The organism is Picosynechococcus sp. NKBG15041c (genome assembly GCF_055380235.1).
Genome location: NZ_AP040363.1, coordinates 2,010,398 through 2,029,194, shown reverse-complemented (window position 1 = coordinate 2,029,194; position 18,797 = coordinate 2,010,398). Strand labels below are relative to the sequence as shown.

Here is an 18,797-nt window from a genome sequence, read left to right as displayed (position 1 = left end):
CGCAATTTTCCCAGCAAAAAATGACACGCAAACCCTGGTTAGAAATTCCCCTAGCGCTGTTCTCCTTCGGCTTTTACAAGGTCAATAAATTTATTATTGGGAACCTTTATACGCTCTATTTAGCCCTCAATAAAAAGAATGCTAAACAATGGCGTATTATCGGGGCCGAATCTCTCCAGAAATTCCTGAGTTTGCCTGTTTTGATGACCAAAGCACCCCGCTGGAATACCCACGCAATCATTGGCACTTTGGGGCCACTTACTGTCGAGAAAGAATTGACCATTGACCTGGACATGATTCGATGTTCAACAGAATCCTGGGTGGGCTGCATCTATGACTTTCCAGGTTATCGCACCGTTTTGAATTTCACCCCCTTAACGGATGATGCCCGTCAAAAGGAGTTAAACATTACACTGCCCAAGGGGAAATATACTGTTGGTTTACGCTACTATCACCCCAAAGAAAAGCCTCAATTTCCGACGGTTAAAACCGATTTAGATTTAACTGTTTCTCCCTGCGCAGTTTCGCCCCAGAATAACGATTTTTATCAAACTCTTGCCCAGAAAACTAATTTTTATTTTCAGCTGCTTCACTACTATATTTTTACGCTATTTAAATTCCGCGATCGCCTGCCTGCGGCTTTGGTAAAAAGAGAATTTCTCCCTGTGGGGGCGACAGATACCCAGTTTTTCTATGGCGCTCTCGATCCCCATGAAAGTTTAGGGATAGACATTGCAGCACCTAGACAACAAGCCTTTGATTTTTATTTGACCTTCTACAATCGCGCTAGTTTTCCTCTCCGTTGGCAAAAAGTCACTGAAAATATCACCTGTGACCCCCTCGGTGAACAGGGCTATTATCTGATTCGGATGCGGCCCCGTTCCCAAGCAGCGGCAACAGAATTAGCCGCCATTAAGGGCCAGGACATTCAAGTCACACCCCACCAGAGAACCTTGAAGATTCAGTAGTTTATACATACCCATGTTCCTGGAGAAAATCGAGGCCAATGTCCGGGGCTTTTTGGTCGCGCTGGTAACTGACGAAGCGCTGCACATATTTGGCGAGAATATCCCCCTCTAGATTCACCAGGCTACCCGGCTTGAGATAGGCCAAATTGGTTTCGGCGTAGGTGTGGGGAATCACGGCCACCTTAAACCACTGTCCCAGGCGATCGCATTCCGCCACCGTTAGGCTAATGCCATTGACCGCGATGCTCCCCTTAGACACGAGGCAGGGGGCAATATTCGCATCCCAGGTGTCTTGATAGGCCTTGGCGCTGGTAAACCACAGTTCCCAAGCCTGGGCTGTCTGTACTGCTTTTTCAAAGGCACCGATGGTATCCACGTGGCCAGAAACGAAATGGCCACCGATTTTACTGCCGACCCTGAGGGAAGTTTCAATGTTGACCCACTGGGAGCGGCTGACGGCTTCTCCGAGGATTGTGCGCTTGAGGGTTTCGGGGGAGGCTGTCGCGATAAAACCCTGTTCTAAAATGCTTTCCACGGTTAAACACACCCCATCCACTGCCACACTGTCCCCCAGGGCCAGATCGTGCATAACTTGGGCCACGCTATGACCGGCGATTTCGATGGCAAAGCGATCGCCTCCAAGGGCTTTAACGGAACCAAGGGCTTGAATCAATCCAGTAAACACGGGGCGTTCGGTGCAGATGCATAACGTAAGGGTTTTTTGATTGTACCGGGATTGACCGACCAAACCGGGGCTTGCCCTTGTTTCAGCAGACAAAAACGAAACCCAGAAAAAGTCATCGCTGCTGTGCCCAGAGCTCCAGAAATCGGTAAGATGGGGGGCGATCGCCTTTTGCGTTAGAGCTTGTGTTAGAAACTATGGATTTAAAGTCCCTCATCCGCGATATTCCTGATTTTCCGAAACCTGGCATCCTTTTCCGGGACATTACCACCCTCCTCAACCATCCCGAAGGGATGCGCTACACCATGGATGCCCTGGTGCAACTGTGTATCGAAGCGAATCTCAAACCTGACCATGTGGTAGGCATGGAATCAAGGGGTTTTATCTTTGGGCCGACCCTTGCCTACAACCTCAACGCCGGTTTTGTACCGGTGCGCAAGCCTGGGAAATTACCAGCGGCGGTGCATACGGTGGAATATGAGCTGGAATATGGCACCGATACCCTCGAAATCCACCAGGATGCAGTCGGTTCCGGCGACAAAATTTTGATCGTCGATGATTTGATTGCCACTGGGGGCACCGCCAAGGCCACCGCCGAATTGCTTACCAAAATCGGCTGCGAAATTATTGGTTTTATATTTATTGTGGAACTGTTGGATCTCAAAGGGCGCGATCGCCTACCGGACGCCCCGGTATTGTCCCTGATCCAATACTAAGGATGCTATTGATCTTCGTTTCCCAAAAACTATGCGCAATCCCCTGACCATCTTTGACCGGGCCACCAGTCTCTATATTTTTAAGCGAGTGCTCCAGGCGGTTTTGACCCTGTTTCTTGCTTCAATCTTGAGCTTTGTGATCATCCAGTTGGCCCCAGGGGACTACCTCGATGCCCTCCGCCAAAATCCCCAAATGAGTGAAGAAACGCTCCTCGATTTAGAGCAACGTTTCGGCCTAGATCAATCAGTGTTAACCCAATATGGTCGCTGGATCTGGCGCGTAGTACGCTACTTTGATTTTGGCATTAGTTTTGAATCCTTCCGCCCGGTCCATGAACTGCTCCTAGAACGGATGCCGGCCACCTTACTCCTGGCATTGACCTCAATCGTTGGTACCTGGGCGATCGCCATTCCCCTGGGGATTCTCAGTGCCGTCAAACAAAATACTAACCTCGACCGCATTTTGCGGGTTATTAGTTACCTTGGTCAGGGCTTACCCAGCTTCATTACCGCCCTGGCCCTGTTGATGGTCGCCCAGCAGCTCTCCCCGCTGCTTCCCGTTGGGGGGATGACCAGCATCAACTTCGTCGATCTACCTTGGTATGGCAAAATCGCCGACCTCGGCTGGCATATGATTTTGCCGACGATCGCCCTCAGTTTGACCGGTTTTGCCGGGCTACAGCGACTCACCCGGGGGCAATTACTCGATGTCTTGCGCCAAGACTATATCCAGACAGCTCGGGCCAAAGGTTTACCAGAAAATCGCGTCATCTACGTCCATGCCCTCCGCAACGCGATCAATCCCCTGATCACCCTTTTAGGCTTTGAGTTTGCCAGTCTATTAAGTGGCTCGTTTATTTCAGAATTTTTCTTTAATTGGCCGGGCCTCGGTACTCTCACACTCCAGGCAGTCCAGGCCCAGGATTTATATCTAGTGATGGCGGCTTTAATGATGAGTGCCACAATGCTCATTGTTGGTAATTTAATGGCAGATTTACTGCTCAAATTCGCCGACCCCCGCATCAGTTTAGATGATTTGAAGTAGTTCATTCTTAATCGCGCTTAGATCCCAATCAAAACAGCAAAGATTTATAACTAAAACAACCCTTTTTCTTCCGGTTTTTTCTAGAGTGGAAAAAATTCTGGAAAAATCTATGGTGCGTTGGTTTAAGCGCTTGATCCGGAGTGGCATCCGAAAATCGACTCATATTCGCCAAGAACCGCTCAATAAAGTCAGTTTAGTGATCTTGATTTTAATTGACATTTTTGTGTTGATTAATGTTTTTCAGGGGCTTGATAGTGTTGGCCGTTGGCCCCTGTCCCCCTACGAGCAGTACCCTTGCTATTCGGTGTACCAAGCCTATCAAAGCAATACTGACGCAAACCGTGATGTTCCCTGGGTGATGGATCTATTGGGGGATTATCCCACCCGGGAAGTACCCTCTGTGGATACGGTCGGGCGCCTCGGCCGCGTTTCAGACCAATGTGATCGCCTTCGGGACTTAACTCCCAGGGTGAGGAATGAACAAACCCGTGTCCTACGCCAAGAAATCGAGACGCTCCAGACAGACATTCAAACCCTCGATCAGCGCATTGTCACCCTCCGCGAGCAGTATGATTCAACGCTACTAGAGCAAATTGCAGGCCAGGATCCAGAGTTATCCATCAACGAAACGACAGCGGCCCAAACCCTGTCAGAAATCGAGACCACTGAAGCGCAGCGGGCCGCAGTGACCCAGACCTTTGAGGCGAAAAAGACTGAACTATTGAACCAGCCAGATGTCAAAGCTTATCTGACGGCTTTAGGCGATCGCCCATTTTTCACCAGCCTCGAACAGGATTTTAATCGAGCGCAATTTTGGCATGCTAATCAACAGTTTTTCCTACAAGTTCTGTTCCTTGTACCGCTCATTCTTATTGGTTATTTTTGGCACCAAAGCGCCGTTGATCACCAACGCAACACCCAGGCCCTTTTAAGTTGGCATTTGTTACTAATTTTTTGTATTCCACTCCTGATTAAGGTGTTGGAATTTATTCAGTTTGGCAATCTAATTGCCCTGATTTTTGATGTTCTAATCGCACTTTTAGGGGGCTTGGTTTTTGTTTCAAGTTACCTCTTGATTTTCATTATTCCCCTTATCGGTTTTGGGTTAATTAAACTGCTGCAACGGTTTGTTTTTAATCCAAAAGTCCAGGCAAAAAGTCGCATCCAAAAACAGCGCTGCATTCAATGTAGTTGCCGCCTCAGTCAGGGTGAAATTTTCTGCCCGTTTTGTGGTTTTGAACAATATTCGGCCTGCCCCCGCTGCGATCGCCCCATCCACAAATACACAGAATTTTGTCGTCATTGCGGGGTGAATTTATCCGATTCTTTACCCTCGTAGATTATCCAAGGCTTTACTCGGGCCGTTCTACATTTCTCGGTAAGTCAATGAAAACTCGGTCATCGGGGGTGATGCCTCGGACGATTTGTGTGCGATCGCCCACCGTTGCGCCGATGATTACTGGTTGAAACCTGGGGTTGTTGTTACTGTCAGGCACTAATACACCTGTTTCTCCCTGCTCAGTGGCGATCGCCACCGTGGGGACAGTCATCACATTGGTGAGATTTTGTCCCACAAAAGTCACATCCGCATTCATCTTAGACCGTAAAAACTCCCGGCCCGACAGGAGCGCGATGCGCACCTCAAAAGAGGTGACATTGTTTTCGACGATTGCTTCGGGGGCAACTAAAATAACCCGTCCTTGGAAAACCTGACTCCGGTCAGCATCGGCAACAATTTCTACATCTTGGCCGACTTCAATTTGTTGAATATCCACCTCTGGTACCCGCGCGATGACCTCTAGGCCCCGGGCCAAAGCTAAGATCGAAGAAGATGTTGCCGAGGCCGTGCTCGAAGCAGCGGTGGTGGGGGTAACAAAAGCCCCTTCTGTGGCAAATTTCTGTGTAATGATCCCATCAAAGGGGGCGCGGATGATCGAATCTTGGTATTGCACTGAGGCGATTTGGCGCTGGGCTTGGGCCTGCTCAAGGGCAGCCGTTAGTTGGGTCAGTTGTGGTTCAGCCGTGCGCTCAAGACGATCAAGACTTGCTTTGGCCTCCACGGTGGCGGCGGTGAGGGCTTCTAACTCTGGGCTGGCGGTGCTATTGACCTGGGCGAGGCGCTGCTGGGCTTCAAACAGGCGGGCATTAGCGTTTTGCAGCTCGTTGAGCACCTCATCATAGGTTTCTTGGGCGATCGCCCCACTGTTGAGCAGAGATTCATAACGTCTGGCCTTGTCCTGGGCCCGTTGGCGATTGGCTTGGGCGGCGGCTAGTTGAGCATTGGCTTGATCAATATCTTTCGGAATGCGCTGTTCTGCCTGCTGGAGCTGGGCTTGGGTACGAATGAAGCGGGCGCGGGCTTCTTCAATTTCTCCCTTCAGTCTGGTTTCAGTGGCACGCAATTCCGCAATGCGCTGTTTTGTTAATGCTTCAGCCCGGATGCCCTCTGCATAGAGTTCGTTGTTATCCATCACCGCTAGCTCTTGACCTGCGGTGACGGTATCTCCCTGTTCTACCAACAGCTGCGCCAGACGACCGGGGGTTTTAGGACTGATATTCACACTTTGAATGGGTTCAACGATGCCATTGGCTTCAATACGCACGGCCAAATTTTCCACCTCAACGGGGACGGTGAGGGCCATCAGTTGTTCTTCTCCAATACTCGTCTGGCGATCGCCGACCATTTTCGAAACTGGTAGGCCGATGAGTAGAATTCCCCCCGTGAGGGCAGCCAAGGACAATGCAACTTTTTTGGGGGTGACGAGAGCACCAATCATAAAAACTTGGAGGGGCATAGGTGAACAACAATAATCCGTAGTCTACTCTAATCCCCAAAAATTTAAATAACCCCATGGTATAGGAATCTTTTCATAAAAATTTCGCGTCAATTGCCCGGGAAAGTCGCTAGACTTGATCTGTGATTACTGCATTTTGTGAAGAGTAGATTGTGCTTAAACGTCTTTGGTTAGTGGCCTTTGGAGCCTGGATGTGTGTTTTGTCGACGGGAGCACCCGTGCGTTCCCAAGCGGTCCTTCCCCTCAGGCGCGACTTGAGTCAACTGGAACTCGAACAACAGGGCTTAATGCTGATCGAAGATGCGGTTCAGCTATCGCGTTTTCAACAATATAGCTGGGCCATCCCCCGGGCAAAGTTGGCAACTCAGTTGGTGCCTGAGCGGTTTGAAGCTTGGTATATCCTTGGCACGCTGCTGGTGCAAGAGCAGGATTTTGATGGGGGGATCCAAGCCCTCAATATGGCCAGACGCTTAAATGCGCGGGAAAGCGGTGTCCATAGCATTTTAGGTTCTGCCTATTTCCAGAAGGGGGAATATGAGTCCGCCCTAAGCGCCCTGAACATGGCGACCCGCCTCGGAGATAATTCCATTGAGACGTTGTTTGATCTGGGCAATACTCAGTACATGCTCGAGCAATATGACGCGGCGATCGCCACCTACGAAAGAGCGATCGCCCAGGATGCGAATTTCTGGCCAGGGATCAATAACATTGGCCTAGTGCAATACGAACGGGGGCAAGTTGATGCGGCGATCGCCAGTTGGCAACGGGCTGCAGCCATTGACCCCACCGCCGCCGAGCCCCAGCTGGCCGTGGCTGTTGCCACCTATACCAAAGGTGATCGCTCTAGGGGTTTAGAGCTGACCCGCCAGGCCCTTGCGATCGATAGCCGCTATGGTGAAATTGATTTTCTAGTCGAAAATCTTTGGGGCGAACGGCTCATTGAAGCGACCAGTACCTTGTTTGAGAATCCGACGGTACAAGCCTTGCTGAATGACCTAGAGCAGAACGCTTTCCGACCCGAAATGGAGCCCTAGGCCCTAGGGTGCGATACCATAGGCATCACTGCGTTATTCTGACGGGAAAAGACTGTTGTGGCCCAGGTTGCATTTCACAAAATCTATAAGTCCTTTGCAGACCGCTCTTCTGGAAAATCGACGGACGTCTTACGGGGGATCAATTTACAGATCCAAGACGGTGAATTCATGGTGCTGGTGGGCGCCTCGGGCTGCGGTAAAAGTACGCTACTACGGTTGATTGCGGGTTTAGAAACTGCCACCGCCGGGGAAATTTTGATTGGCGATCGCCCCGTTAATGATCTGCCCCCCAAGCAGCGGGACATCGCGATGGTGTTTCAAAATTATGCCCTCTACCCACACCTCAACGTTTACGACAATATTGCCTTTGGTCTGCGGCGGATGCCCACGGCAGAGACCAAAAGTTCTTGGGTGCAGAACACTTGGCGCGGCCTGACTCGGCCTTTGCCAACGGCCTGGCGCTACCAACCCACCGGGGAAGCCCAAATTCGCCAGCGGGTACAGCAGGTGGCCCAACTCCTCCAGATTGATCATCTGCTCGATCGCCTCCCGAAACAACTTTCTGGAGGACAAAAACAACGGGTGGCCCTGGGCCGGGCGATCGCCCGTAATCCCCAGGTTTTCTTGATGGATGAGCCCCTTTCTAACCTGGATGCTGCCCTACGCAGTGAAACGAGAGCCCAGATTGTCCAACTCCAGCACCAACTGGGGATCACTACTATCTATGTGACCCACGATCAAACCGAAGCGATGACCATGGGCGATCGCATTGCGGTGATGCACAAAGGCGAAATTCTCCAGGTAGCCCCGCCCCTCGAAGTCTACAACCGGCCAATAAATCGCTTTGTGGCAGAATTTATCGGGTCACCCCCCATGAACTTTTTGTCGGTCAATGTCGATATCAATGGGGTGGTCGAACATCCCCAGTTTCGATTCACAGCCCCAGATGCCTGGCAATCGCTGCTCCAGCCCTACCGGGGGCGATCGCTCCTGCTGGGGATTCGGCCGGAACATCTGCGTCTCAGTCCTGCTGCCACCAAAAACCTTGCCGTCATCATCGACTTGGTAGAAGCTCTGGGGAACGAAACCTTCCTCAGTGCGCATTTGGTAGATTTTCCGATGGTCAATCTCAAGGTGCGCATTTCCCCTAATGAAAAGGTCAGCCCCCAGCAACAGATTTGGCTCGCCTTCGACCCAGAACAACTACACTTTTTTGATCCCGAGACAGAACTTTCCCTTGGTCAACCCAGCAGAAAAGATGAAGCGCCAGCATCGATCCGCTAAACTTTGGGATGTTTCATCTTGGAGTGATCGCCCCAGGGATCTATGAATGAGTTGTTGTCTCAAATCCAACGGACCACCAAGCACGCCCGACAGGTGGGGGCACTCCATTCTCTGACCACCGCCCAGGAAATTGTCATCGACCACGACATCCCCTTTGTGGTGCGAATCTTAGAACAATTGGCCCGGAAGGAAAATTACCAAGCTCGCCAGGAAAAGGCAAAGATCAACCCTTTTCTGCCCTACGACGAAAATCTCTTTGTCTGCGACCTGACCCCCCACCACGTGTGTCTGCTGAATAAATTCAACGTGGTCGATCACCATATTTTGATCATCACCCGGGAGTTTCAACCCCAGGAAACCTGGCTTACGCTAGCAGATTTCACCGCCCTCGCCCATTGTTTACAACGACTCGATGGCTTGGCTTTCTATAACGCTGGGGCGATCGCCGGGGCCAGTCAACCCCACAAACACCTACAATTGATCCCCTTTCACGCAAACACTGAAACCTTTGCGGTGCCCATTGATCAAGTGCTGTCTTCCCTCAGGACAGATTTTCAACCCCAGCAAGTGCCCCTGTTTGCTTTCACCCATGGGATTATCCCCCTCCCTGGGGACTATGAAGGCAAAACTTTGTTTGAAGCCTATGTCTCTCTACTGCGTTTTCTCCAATTACTTGAAGGCCCCTTTAGCCCAGGCCCCCAAACCGTACCCTACAACCTCTTGGTGACCCGCCGCTGGATGCTCTTGGTCAGGCGATCGCAAGACCACTACAAAAATATTCCCGTAAACTCCCTGGGGTTTGCCGGGGCACTGCTAGTGCGCAACCAAACCCAATTAGCCTTCCTCAAACAACTAACCCCCCTACAACTGCTCCGAAAGGTGGCAGCTCAGAGGGATTAGCCATGGTTGATTAGGATTGATTAGGGCAGAATTTAAGTAGGTTGTACTAAATCATCTAGGGAAGCAGTGGGCTGGTTATACATCGCTTGGAGCACCAGGGCCGGATCTACTAAATTCCCTGCATGCTTCAGACCCCAATGGAGATGAGGGCCAGTGGTGCGCCCCGTCATTCCTACCCGGCCAATTCGCGTCCCAGCGTTAATTTCTTGACCGAGCCACACCTGAATACCACCGTTGCGATCCAACAGGAATGTCCCTTGATTTGAAGAAGACACATAGCCACTAAGGTGACAGTAAATATGTTCCCAATCACCCGATTTGATTTGAATCATTGTGCCGCAGGCGGTGTTATCCGAAAGGCCGATCACTTGACCGCTCCACCAATTACGGACATAGCTACCAAGGGGAGCAGCAATATCTAGGCCTTGGTGAAATTGACGTTGGCCGCTGGTCGGAGAGGTCCGGTAGCCAAAGCCAGAGGTATACCTCTGAAAGTTTTCCACCGGAAACGAAGCTTGGCGCCAACTGTTATTGGTACTAATTTTGGTTTGGGCCTGGGCGATCGCCAGGGGAGCCGATTGGGGTTGGGGTAGAAGATTAAACCCTAATACCAGAGCAAAGGTGACCACACCTAGCAGAATTGATTTCACCCAACGGCGAGAACGACGGAGATAAAACGATAGGTTCAGCATTCACATCAAAGCCTAAAAGTCCACAAGGTGGGAAACCCCACACAAAAGCAATGGTTCATTGTTGACAAACCATTGTAATTCTAGTCTCTAGTCTGTGCATTTTTGTTTCACAGATCTTTGACACCCGCTGAATTTTTTTAGATCAAGAATGTTTTTCTACCTGGGAGCCAACAAAATTAGGCTCTACCGTCGGGAAAAGAGCTGATTCTGTGCCTGACAGAGCAGCGCGATGTTCGTACAGTTCAATGGGAGGCGTTTCTAATTCCGCCTGGGGATCCCCTGCGGGCAACCATTTCAAGAACACTAGAGGTAGTAGCGTCGAGAGGTTCGTAATCGTCACCAACAGCCACAGACGATCAAAATCCGTTTCTGTGACGCCGAGCCATTGGGTGAGCAAAGCCCCCAATTCGTGGGACAGCAGCCCCGCCAAATTCCAACTAGACATCAAAAGGGCAAACATCGTCGCTTCTACCCCTGGTGGGCAGAGGCGGGCTGACAGCACCAAGATCGGCATCAGGGCGATTTCCCCAGTGACGGTCAAAATTAGGTTATCCCCAAGGCTAAACCAGCGGTCATCAATGCCCAGGGCACGGTTGGCATGGGTGACGAGGATCAGCGTGGTAAATCCTAATACCGCTGAAATAACGGTACTCCAGCCCAAGATTTTTCGAAATGATACCTGCTTCAAATAGCGCTGGTAGATATAAATTCCTGCTAGAGCCGCAAAACTGGTTACTAGGCGCACCCGTCCGAGAAATTCGGGGTTAAAGTCCAATTCGTTGGTCACAAAGAAGAAGAAGGCAGAGTCGGCGCTGGGGGTGGCTTGCCAGAGAAAAACGAAGGCCATGGGCAATAAGATTGCTTTTTGGCGCACTGCTCCCCAGAGGGTCTTGACTTGGGTTGTAATGTTAGTGGTGGTGGCTTGGAAAGAACCAGAGGCTTGGGGCTGTTCAATGATCAGCAGGGCGATCGCCGAAACGAGCAATGGAAAGATCGCTGTAATCCCAAAAACGACCCGCGTATCAAACTGCTCTAGTAACCAGCCACTGAGGTAGGCCGTGGTTAAACTCCCCACCGCTGCCACCGCCCAGGTGAGAGATTGGAGGGAGCCGACTTTATCGAGGGATTCCGCCCGGGCCCGTTCTACCACCACCGAATCGACGATCACATCACTGATCGCCACGGAGACAGAACTGAGGACAATCATTGTCGCCGCGAGCCAAGGGGTTTCGACAACCGTCGCCATCGCCGCCCAAGCGCCACAGCCGAGTAACCCTGCCAAAATCAGATAGGACCGCCGCCGATAGCCAAACAAAGGGAAACCATCGGAGAGGAAACCAAACAGGGGCTTCACCACCCAGGGGAAGGCCGCTAAGCCCGTGAGAGCCGCCACCTCTGCCGGCGTTAGGCCGAGGTCATCCTTGAGGAAAAAGCTCACCGCCAGCCGGGACAGGTTCAAAATGCCCTGGACAAAATACACCGTCAGCAGCGCAAATAGTTCCGGTGTGACCACATGGCCAAAGAGGGTCGGTTTTTTGAGGTTGTCGAAAAAGGTCATCAAGGGATTACTTATGATGAAGTTTTGTAAATGCTATTCACTCAGTATAGACAACCTCCTTAGGAATCTGTTTCCGGCAAACCACACCCGAGGCGATTAAATTCTACCTTTGTTTCCTCCGAGAGGGGATGAGAGGTCAAAGTCTTTAGCATCGCAAAGGGGACAGTGATGTGGTCGGCTCCAGCGGCGATCGCCCCAGCCACCTCATCGCTGGATTTGAGGCTAGCAGCGAGGATCGTCGTCTCGCTGCCCTGGAGGACCGTTTTCATTTCCTTAACTAGAGCGTAACCATCTCCTAGGAGTCTGGTGGCCCGATTCACATAGGCGATCGCATATTTTGCACCCCCCTCGGCGGCAATCACCGCTTGGCTTGGGTGATAGATGGCGGTAACGGAACAAGCAATTTCTGGTGCGAGTTTTGAGAGGGCTTGGAAGCCTGTAAAGGTGGCGGGAATTTTTAGCACCAGTTTGTCACCGATAATCTCCCGTGCCCGGTGGGCCTCCCGGATCATGCCGTCACAGTCTTCGCTCACCAGTTGGTAATACAGTTCCCCGGGAGTAATTGCGGCCAAAGCTTTGAGGGTTTCTTCCGGGGGATTAGTGACCTTGGCAAGGAGGGTGGGATTGGTGGTGATGCCTTTGACCCAACCCCAGGCCATCACTTCAATTGCCTCGGAGGCGATCGCCGAGTCTAAATAAATCATTATTACGTCCTTGGTTTATCCCTTTCTATCCGTTACAGTATGCCTAAATCCTGCAAGCAACGGCGGGTTAATTCGATGCGAACTGCAGCATCTCTTTCCGTATCAATATTAATGTTTGTCGCAAAAAAGTAAACATTTTCATCTTTTTCAACGTAGCCGACATACCAGCCAATATTCGGCTTTGAATAATCCCCGAAGCCAAACCAGCCTGTTTTTGCGCTGATGGTATAGTCTGGTGTTTGTTCTGCAATCATAATGTCTTTAACAATTGCCATTGTGCGCTCAGAAAAAGGAAGTTTTTCAGCATGGAGATCCTGTAAAAAATCAACCTGTTCTTGGGGGGTAACTTGTAGAATTCCATCTAGCCAAAAACGATCAATCGATTCTGGTTCGCCAATTTTTTGATTGCCATAATCGACTTTTGTCATCCATTCATCCATTTGCTCATGGCCAACCCGCCGCGCCAACACTTGATAAAACCAAACGCCAGAAACTTTAAACGCTTCCCGTAAATTCAAGTCCCGATTCCATTGGGGTAATTCCCGCTGAATGCCATCCCAAGTTAAGACCGAAAGTTCATCGTTGATCACCCCCGTTTCTAGGGCAATCATAGAATTGAGAATTTTAAAAGTTGAGGCGGCAGGGAAAGCTGTTTGATTTCGTTCGGGATTATATTGATAAGTGCGATTGTTTTGAGCATCGTAAATCAGAATTGAACCTTCAACATCCAAGTCACGAAAATGTTTGCCAAAGTCAATATCTTGAGGCATAAAAACTGAATTTTGAGTTTCAACTTCTGACCCCATTTCATGGGAAGCAGAGACTGCCACTTCAGATGTCCCCAAGGCAAAATTTATACAGGCAATAGTTGTTAGACTGAATGTAAAAATTATTCGGCGCATGATTTTCTCGAAAAGATTCAATCTGCTCTATTCTAGCGATGATTTTTCTGATGCCTTACAAAAAAGCGATCGCCCTTCTTCCCTGCGGATAAAAAGGCGATCGCCAAAATCGACAAGACAAAATTTCTACGCGATATTGCCTAAAGCGCTAATATTTTGAGTTGTCATTTCTTTACAAGTCCGTTGAATTAAGCCCGTCAGCACTTTACCGGGGCCGATTTCCACGGCAGTGGCCACTTCTAGATCATTGAGGGTGTTCATAATTTCGAGCCAGCGCACAGAGCCGGTCATCTGCTTTTGGAGCCGGGCTTTGAGGGCCGCTGCTTGGGTTTCCGGTTGGGGGTCAACATTGGACAACACCGGGATCTTTGCATCAACAAACTCGACGGCGGCCAAGACCGATTCAAATTGGGCTGCTGCTTCTGCCATAAAGGGGGAGTGAAACGCCCCGGACACATTTAAGGCGATCGCCCGTTTGGTTTTAACACCATTCATCACTGCATCGACTGCTTCGGGGGTACCAGAAATCACCACCTGCTGTTCGCTATTGTCATTAGCCAGGGTGACGCCCTCGGTGGCGGCGATTTTTTCGATCAGTTCTGCCCGGTCAAATTTCATCAGGGCTGCCATTTTGCCCCCAGAGGCTTGGTCCATCAGTTGGGCGCGCTTTTGCACCAGTTTCAAACCCGAGGCAAAATCATAGACCCCAGCGGCATAGAGGGCAGAATATTCCCCCAGGCTATGGCCCGCCACAAAATCCACCTGGGGGGCTTTTTCCCGGTAGAGATTGCAGAGAATTGCTTCGAGCACATAGAGACAGGGTTGGGTGTAGAGGGTGCGGGAGAGTTCCGCTTCATCTCCCTGGCATTTTTCGAGCACAGACCAGCCGAGAATTGCCTCCGCTTCGGCAAATTTAGCCTGGGCGATCGCATTGTCAGCGAGATCTGCCCCCATGCCCACCGCTTGTGACCCTTGACCCGGAAAAACCCACGCAATTTTACCCATGACACTCCCTCAAAATACGATTGCTACAAAGATTTTTGATGCAGATTTCTAAAAATCCAGAAACTGATTATAAGGGAAGGCGATCGCCTTCCCCTGGTTTAAACCCTACAGCGCTCCGGCTGCCGTTTTATCAATCACCCCAAAGCCCAGATGGGAGGTGATATTCATCGCCTGGAGGACGGGTTCACTGTCGGCTCCCTGAAGATAATCCACCACTGTGACCGCACAGTTGCCCTGCTTCACGGCCCAAATATCCTTCGGTTGCAGCCCCATCACCCGACAGAGAATCACTTTATTGATCGCATCGTGGGCGACCACTAAACCGACTTGATTGGAGGTTTGGCTATATTGGGCGACGATTTCATCCCAAGCCTGGTTGGCCCGGTCCCATACCTGCTGCAGATTTTCCCCCTCGGGCATCTGCACCGTTTCTGGCTTAGTTTGCCATTCCTGGAGCATCCCCGGAAAATCCGCCTCAATTTCGGACTCTAGTTTTCCTTCCCAGAGGCCATGGCCAATCTCTTCGAGCTGGGGATGGGTCGCCAGTTGAATCTGGGGATGGGCCTGGAGAATAATTTCTGCCGTTTCCTTCGGGCGACTCATAGGGCTGGTGACAGCAAAGTCTAAATTCACATCCTTGAGAAAAGCTTGGGCTTTGGCGGCCTGGGCCTGGCCATTTTCATTGAGGGGGATATCCATCGTCCCTTGGAAGCGGCCTTCTCGGTTCCAGTTAGTTTCCCCGTGGCGCACGAGCAGGAGGCGTAGACCATTATGGCCAGGGCGATAGGAAGGCAGGGTAACGCCGAGGTGGGCGGTTTGGTTGATCGATTCAAACTGGACAATATCCCCCAGTTGACCGGCGAAGTTAACCACATTGATGCAGCAGTTGGATTGCTGGATGCTCTGGTATTTGCTGGGGGGAATACCCGCAGCGCTCATCAGTAGACAGCGGTTAATACCATTGTGGGCGACGATCAACACCGTTTCTCCCTGGTGCTTGGCGAGGAGTTCTTGCCAGAATTGTTGCGCCTGGTCGTATAAGTCTTTGACGGGATAATGCTCACTGCCATCGGCGTGGGTCATCGCAAATTCAGCGGGGTTTTCGTGCCAGAGGCGATAGGCTTCGGGGTATTTTTCCTTAACTTCGGTTTTAAGAAGTTTTTCCCACTGGGGCAGGTTGATTTCTAAAAGACATGCACTTGGGGTGGGCGCAGGAACACCGTCGAGCTGTTGGTGAATAATTTCAGCAGTCTGTTTTGCCCGTTGGAGGGGGCTGCAGTAGATCGCCGCAAAATTGATTCCTTGGAGGGCTTGGCCGACGGTAGCGGCATCGGCGCGACCTTTGTCTGTGAGGACTGATTCGTCACAACGGCCCTGGATCATCTTGAGGGCGTTATAGCTGCTTTGTCCGTGACGCACGATAATGACGCGGGTTGCCACCTTGGTTTCCTCCGTTTTGGTTGTGTGAAATATTGGGGGGGATTTTTGCCTACACCATAGTATCTGGTTCGGGGTCTGGGTAAAAGGTTAGGATTTGGAAGGATTTTTGAGAAAATTGTGGGGCAAAAATGGTGCAGGAAATCGATGTGGCGATCGCCTTGGGGAGTAACTTGGGAGATTCTTTTAATATTCTCAAACAGGCGATCGCCCAATTAACGGCCCACCCCAGGTTCACCCTGACCGCCTGCTCTAGTTGGTATCGCACCGCGCCGGTGGGCCCGCCCCAACCGGACTATATCAATGGTTGCCTGACCGCCCAAGTGACGAATTTAGGGGCCGAAACGCTTTTGGCGATGCTTTTAGAGATTGAACAAAACTTTGGTCGAGAGCGACGGGAACGCTGGGGAGCACGTACCTTGGATCTAGATCTGATTTTGTATGGTCAAGACATTATTGATTTTCCCCACTTACAAGTGCCTCACCCCCGGATGCAGGAGCGGGCTTTTGTCCTCGTGCCCCTCGCAGAAATTGCCCCCCATTGGCGGGAGCCCTGTAGTCAACAAACAATCCAGGCTTTAACAGCCCAGCTACCAACTGCTGGAATTCAAAAGTTATCATCCTAGGCGCAGGTCAATTTCAGTTAGGTATGGTTTTCTTGATCCTTGAGACTTTTTAGCTTGTCTTCGATCGCCTCAATGACTTTTTCGATTACAAACACCCGGGCAAAGAGCTTGTCATTGGCCGGGACAATGCTCCAGGGGGCAGCGGGGGTACTGGTGCGGGCGATCGCCTGATTGATCGCCACATCATATTCATCCCATTTTTCCCGGTTGCGCCAATCTTCGTCTGTTAATTTGTATTGCTTAAAAGGATTCTCTCGCCGCTGCTCAAAGCGTTGCAGCTGTTCTGCTTGATCGATGTGGAGCCAAAATTTAACCAACACATAGCCCTTCCGGGTGAGCTGAGCCTCAAATTCATTGATTTCCCGGTAGGCCCGCTTCCATTCCGCCTCCGTGGCAAAACCTTCGACTCGCTCCACCAGCACCCGCCCATACCAACTGCGGTCAAAAATGCCAATCGTTCCCATGCCCGGCAGGTGACGGGAAAAACGCCAGAGGTAATGGTAACGTTTTTCCTCTGCGGTGGGGGCACCAAAGGCATCCACTTTATAACTGCGGGGATCGAGCACGTCGGTTAAGCGTTTAATCGCGCCCCCCTTGCCAGCGGCATCCCACCCTTCGAAGAGGAGGAGCACGGGTAATTTTTCTTGGTGAATCTTCAGTTGCAGTTGCCGGAGTTTGATCTGAGCTGCCCGCAAACGCTTTTTATATTCTTTTTGGTCTAAGGTTTGGCTTAAATCCACCTTGGCCAGGAAATCTGGTTCTGTAGGGAGGAGTTGAGATTGGGGTTTAATGTCCACCGCTGCGGGGAGAGTAATTTTGCGGCGATCGAGGGCTTCGACAATGGTGGCCACCAGTTGGGAGAGCACTTTGATTTCTGACCAGCGGTAATCGTTCCCTTCCACCAAAGTCCAGGGAGCAGCGCCGGTGCTGGTGTAGATCAGCATTTCTTCAGCGAGGCTCTGGTATTCGTCGTAATTTTTCGCCTGTTGCCAATCCTCTGGGCGCACCCGCCAGGCTTCGAGTTCGTCGGCTTCGGCTTCCTTGAGGCGTTTTTTGAGCTCTTTTTGGGACAGGTGAATCCAAAATTTGGCGATCGCCATGCCATCATCGACCAATTGACGCTCAAAACCATTGATTTCTCGCACCACTGAGGGCACTTCTAGGGGGTCTAGGCGTGCAAAGAGGCGATCTTCAAGAACATGGGTATACCAACTGTGGTAGAAAAAAGCGATGCTACCCTTGGCAGGGAGTTTGTGCCAAAAGCGCCAAAGGAATGGGTAGTGCTTTTCCCGGGAAGAGGGTTCGAAGATCGGCAACACCGAAAAGCCCCGGGGATCCATGTAATTGGTCATTTTTTTGACCAAAGCTCCCTTCCCGGCAGCGGCCCACCCCTCAAGCACCACAGTCACTGGTAACTGGTGCTGCCAGCAGGCCGTTTGCAGGGTGCGCAACTGCTGCATCAGCTCTTCTAACTGATCCTTGTAAGTATCTTTGTCCAGCGATCGCTTGAGGTCGAGGGTATTTAACACAGGCTATTTTCATTCCTTGTTGTGCTCCAATCCAAATTATGCCAAGGGGATTTGTTTCCAGGCCCATTAGACTGCAAAGCTTAATCTAAGGTAAACAACACCATGGGCGGCGATCGCCTGGAGCGGTCATCCCACCAAAGTGAGCTATTCTGAAAAGAAAACATGAGAAAATAGCAGCCAACAGTCACGCCAAATAGCCTGTTTAATTCCGCACACCCGAAAAAACTTCATGGACATCGAAGCTTTTAGCGAGCTTTTTCCTCTCTTTAGTACCGCAAATCCCGAAACCATCGAATGGCTCCTGTCCGTCACCACAGAGCATGAGTATCCCGCTGAACGGACTGTTTTGATGGAAGACTCCTGGGGCAATGCCGTCTACTTCATTGAATCCGGTTGGATCAAGGTACGGCGCTTAACGGGGGACAACGAAACTGTCACCTTAGCGATTATGGGTGAAGGAGATTTCTTTGGGGAAATGTCGGTGCTCGATGAATCGCCCCGTTCCACTGATGTCGTTGCTCTTTCAACGGTGAAGCTCTTCAGCGTTTCGGCCCAGCGGTTTATCCAACTCTTGTTTAAAGATCCCCAACTGCACCACAAAATGCTGCAACTGATGGTGCGCCGTCTCCGCAATGCCAATGCCCGGTTTTATTGGCGCAAACAGCCCCCTGCCTTGAAATTGGTCAAAACCCTCCTCCTACTGGCCGAAAACTATGGTCAACCGACCGATCAAGGGATGGAGATCATTCAACTCTCAGTGTCAGACCTTGCGGATGTGGCGGATATTACCCCCAAAGAAGTGGAAATGATTCTGTCTAAACTAGAAGGGAAAGGCTGGATCGAAATTGGTGAAGGTCGCATCCACTTGATTAACTTTAAGCAACTGACAAATTTAGCAAATCGGGCTTAGAAGCAGGTTT

The 18,797-nt window shown here is 50.8% G+C and carries 18 protein-coding genes; 9 read left to right on the top strand and 9 right to left on the bottom strand.

Features of this window, described 5'->3' with window-relative positions:
* Positions 1-20 precede the first annotated feature (20 nt).
* Positions 21-968, top strand: coding sequence for a DUF6208 family protein (locus tag ACZ45B_RS09745; protein ID WP_024546409.1), 948 nt, complete (start codon positions 21-23; stop codon positions 966-968).
* Between the two features lies 1 nt (position 969).
* Here ACZ45B_RS09745 and ribE read toward each other — a convergent pair whose 3' ends face one another.
* Complete coding sequence (gene ribE / locus ACZ45B_RS09740; RefSeq protein ID WP_024546408.1) at positions 970-1,653, bottom strand: riboflavin synthase; 684 nt, start codon at positions 1,651-1,653, stop codon at positions 970-972.
* Positions 1,654-1,847: 194 nt separating this feature from the next.
* On the opposite strand from ribE, the gene ACZ45B_RS09735 reads away from it, so the two are divergent.
* From ACZ45B_RS09735 to ACZ45B_RS09725, 3 genes are all read left to right on the top strand, one after another.
* Positions 1,848-2,366 (top strand): adenine phosphoribosyltransferase, encoded by a 519-nt coding sequence (locus ACZ45B_RS09735; protein WP_024546407.1) that lies wholly within the window; start codon positions 1,848-1,850, stop codon positions 2,364-2,366.
* 31 nt (positions 2,367-2,397) lie between these two features.
* Complete coding sequence (locus ACZ45B_RS09730) at positions 2,398-3,411, top strand: ABC transporter permease (RefSeq protein WP_024546406.1); 1,014 nt, start codon at positions 2,398-2,400, stop codon at positions 3,409-3,411.
* Between the two features lie 109 nt (positions 3,412-3,520).
* A complete protein-coding gene (locus tag ACZ45B_RS09725; RefSeq protein ID WP_024546405.1) occupies positions 3,521-4,750 on the top strand; it encodes a zinc ribbon domain-containing protein in 1,230 nt (409 codons plus the stop codon).
* A gap of 13 nt (positions 4,751-4,763) precedes the next feature.
* On the opposite strand, the gene ACZ45B_RS09720 is transcribed toward ACZ45B_RS09725, so the two are convergent.
* Positions 4,764-6,188: a permuted SH3 domain-containing protein gene (locus ACZ45B_RS09720; protein ID WP_024546404.1), complete on the bottom strand. Its 1,425-nt coding sequence runs from the start codon at positions 6,186-6,188 to the stop codon at positions 4,764-4,766.
* A 170-nt stretch (positions 6,189-6,358) separates the two neighbouring features.
* Between ACZ45B_RS09720 and ACZ45B_RS09715 the strand changes: the two genes are divergently transcribed.
* From ACZ45B_RS09715 to ACZ45B_RS09705, 3 genes are read left to right on the top strand one after another with little or no spacing between them, the layout of a single operon-like run.
* Positions 6,359-7,240 (top strand): tetratricopeptide repeat protein, encoded by an 882-nt coding sequence (locus ACZ45B_RS09715; protein WP_024546403.1) that lies wholly within the window; start codon positions 6,359-6,361, stop codon positions 7,238-7,240.
* A gap of 57 nt (positions 7,241-7,297) precedes the next feature.
* Positions 7,298-8,524, top strand: a complete 1,227-nt coding sequence (locus tag ACZ45B_RS09710) for an ABC transporter ATP-binding protein (protein ID WP_024546684.1) — start codon at positions 7,298-7,300, stop codon at positions 8,522-8,524.
* 42 nt (positions 8,525-8,566) lie between these two features.
* Entirely contained in the window at positions 8,567-9,424 is an 858-nt protein-coding gene (locus ACZ45B_RS09705) for an ATP adenylyltransferase family protein (RefSeq protein WP_024546685.1), read from the top strand.
* Between the two features lie 32 nt (positions 9,425-9,456).
* Here the strand turns inward: ACZ45B_RS09705 and ACZ45B_RS09700 are convergent, their stop codons facing one another.
* The 6 genes from ACZ45B_RS09700 to ACZ45B_RS09675 all read right to left on the bottom strand — a co-directional run bounded on the left by ACZ45B_RS09700 (position 9,457) and on the right by ACZ45B_RS09675 (position 15,725).
* Positions 9,457-10,116, bottom strand: a complete 660-nt coding sequence (locus ACZ45B_RS09700) for a M23 family metallopeptidase (protein ID WP_024546686.1) — start codon at positions 10,114-10,116, stop codon at positions 9,457-9,459.
* Between the two features lie 142 nt (positions 10,117-10,258).
* Positions 10,259-11,674: a folate/biopterin family MFS transporter gene (locus tag ACZ45B_RS09695; RefSeq protein WP_029681955.1), complete on the bottom strand. Its 1,416-nt coding sequence runs from the start codon at positions 11,672-11,674 to the stop codon at positions 10,259-10,261.
* A gap of 59 nt (positions 11,675-11,733) precedes the next feature.
* On the bottom strand, positions 11,734-12,378 hold the full coding sequence (locus tag ACZ45B_RS09690) for a transaldolase family protein (protein ID WP_024546688.1): 645 nt from the start codon (positions 12,376-12,378) through the stop codon (positions 11,734-11,736).
* A gap of 32 nt (positions 12,379-12,410) precedes the next feature.
* Entirely contained in the window at positions 12,411-13,301 is an 891-nt protein-coding gene (gene blaOXA, locus ACZ45B_RS09685) for a class D beta-lactamase (RefSeq protein ID WP_236612501.1), read from the bottom strand.
* A 105-nt stretch (positions 13,302-13,406) separates the two neighbouring features.
* Positions 13,407-14,285: an ACP S-malonyltransferase gene (gene fabD / locus ACZ45B_RS09680; RefSeq protein ID WP_024546690.1), complete on the bottom strand. Its 879-nt coding sequence runs from the start codon at positions 14,283-14,285 to the stop codon at positions 13,407-13,409.
* 105 nt (positions 14,286-14,390) lie between these two features.
* Positions 14,391-15,725: a histidine phosphatase family protein gene (locus ACZ45B_RS09675; RefSeq protein ID WP_024546691.1), complete on the bottom strand. Its 1,335-nt coding sequence runs from the start codon at positions 15,723-15,725 to the stop codon at positions 14,391-14,393.
* Positions 15,726-15,853: 128 nt separating this feature from the next.
* Here ACZ45B_RS09675 and folK point away from each other — a divergent pair, with 128 nt between their 5' ends.
* Complete coding sequence (gene folK / locus ACZ45B_RS09670) at positions 15,854-16,348, top strand: 2-amino-4-hydroxy-6-hydroxymethyldihydropteridine diphosphokinase (protein WP_024546692.1); 495 nt, start codon at positions 15,854-15,856, stop codon at positions 16,346-16,348.
* A gap of 17 nt (positions 16,349-16,365) precedes the next feature.
* Here the strand turns inward: folK and pap are convergent, their stop codons facing one another.
* A complete protein-coding gene (pap, locus tag ACZ45B_RS09665) occupies positions 16,366-17,877 on the bottom strand; it encodes a polyphosphate:AMP phosphotransferase (RefSeq protein ID WP_024546693.1) in 1,512 nt (503 codons plus the stop codon).
* Between the two features lie 229 nt (positions 17,878-18,106).
* On the opposite strand from pap, the gene ACZ45B_RS09660 reads away from it, so the two are divergent.
* Complete coding sequence (locus ACZ45B_RS09660) at positions 18,107-18,787, top strand: Crp/Fnr family transcriptional regulator (RefSeq protein ID WP_024546694.1); 681 nt, start codon at positions 18,107-18,109, stop codon at positions 18,785-18,787.
* Positions 18,788-18,797: the final 10 nt, after the last annotated feature.

Bases quoted from the DNA above. Each gene is read 5' to 3' on its own strand.
- ACZ45B_RS09720 (WP_024546404.1), bottom strand. From the start codon at position 6,188: ATGATTGGTGCTCTCGTCACCCCCAAAAAAGTTGCATTGTCCTTGGCT.
- fabD (WP_024546690.1), bottom strand. From the start codon at position 14,285: ATGGGTAAAATTGCGTGGGTTTTTCCGGGTCAAGGGTCACAAGCGGTG.
- ACZ45B_RS09690 (WP_024546688.1), bottom strand. From the start codon at position 12,378: ATGATTTATTTAGACTCGGCGATCGCCTCCGAGGCAATTGAAGTGATG.
- ACZ45B_RS09700 (WP_024546686.1), bottom strand. From the start codon at position 10,116: ATGCTGAACCTATCGTTTTATCTCCGTCGTTCTCGCCGTTGGGTGAAA.
- ACZ45B_RS09695 (WP_029681955.1), bottom strand. From the start codon at position 11,674: ATGACCTTTTTCGACAACCTCAAAAAACCGACCCTCTTTGGCCATGTG.
- ACZ45B_RS09705 (WP_024546685.1), top strand. From the start codon at position 8,567: ATGAATGAGTTGTTGTCTCAAATCCAACGGACCACCAAGCACGCCCGA.
- ACZ45B_RS09730 (WP_024546406.1), top strand. From the start codon at position 2,398: ATGCGCAATCCCCTGACCATCTTTGACCGGGCCACCAGTCTCTATATT.
- ACZ45B_RS09660 (WP_024546694.1), top strand. From the start codon at position 18,107: ATGGACATCGAAGCTTTTAGCGAGCTTTTTCCTCTCTTTAGTACCGCA.
- ACZ45B_RS09735 (WP_024546407.1), top strand. From the start codon at position 1,848: ATGGATTTAAAGTCCCTCATCCGCGATATTCCTGATTTTCCGAAACCT.
- ACZ45B_RS09745 (WP_024546409.1), top strand. From the start codon at position 21: ATGACACGCAAACCCTGGTTAGAAATTCCCCTAGCGCTGTTCTCCTTC.
- folK (WP_024546692.1), top strand. From the start codon at position 15,854: ATGGTGCAGGAAATCGATGTGGCGATCGCCTTGGGGAGTAACTTGGGA.
- ACZ45B_RS09725 (WP_024546405.1), top strand. From the start codon at position 3,521: ATGGTGCGTTGGTTTAAGCGCTTGATCCGGAGTGGCATCCGAAAATCG.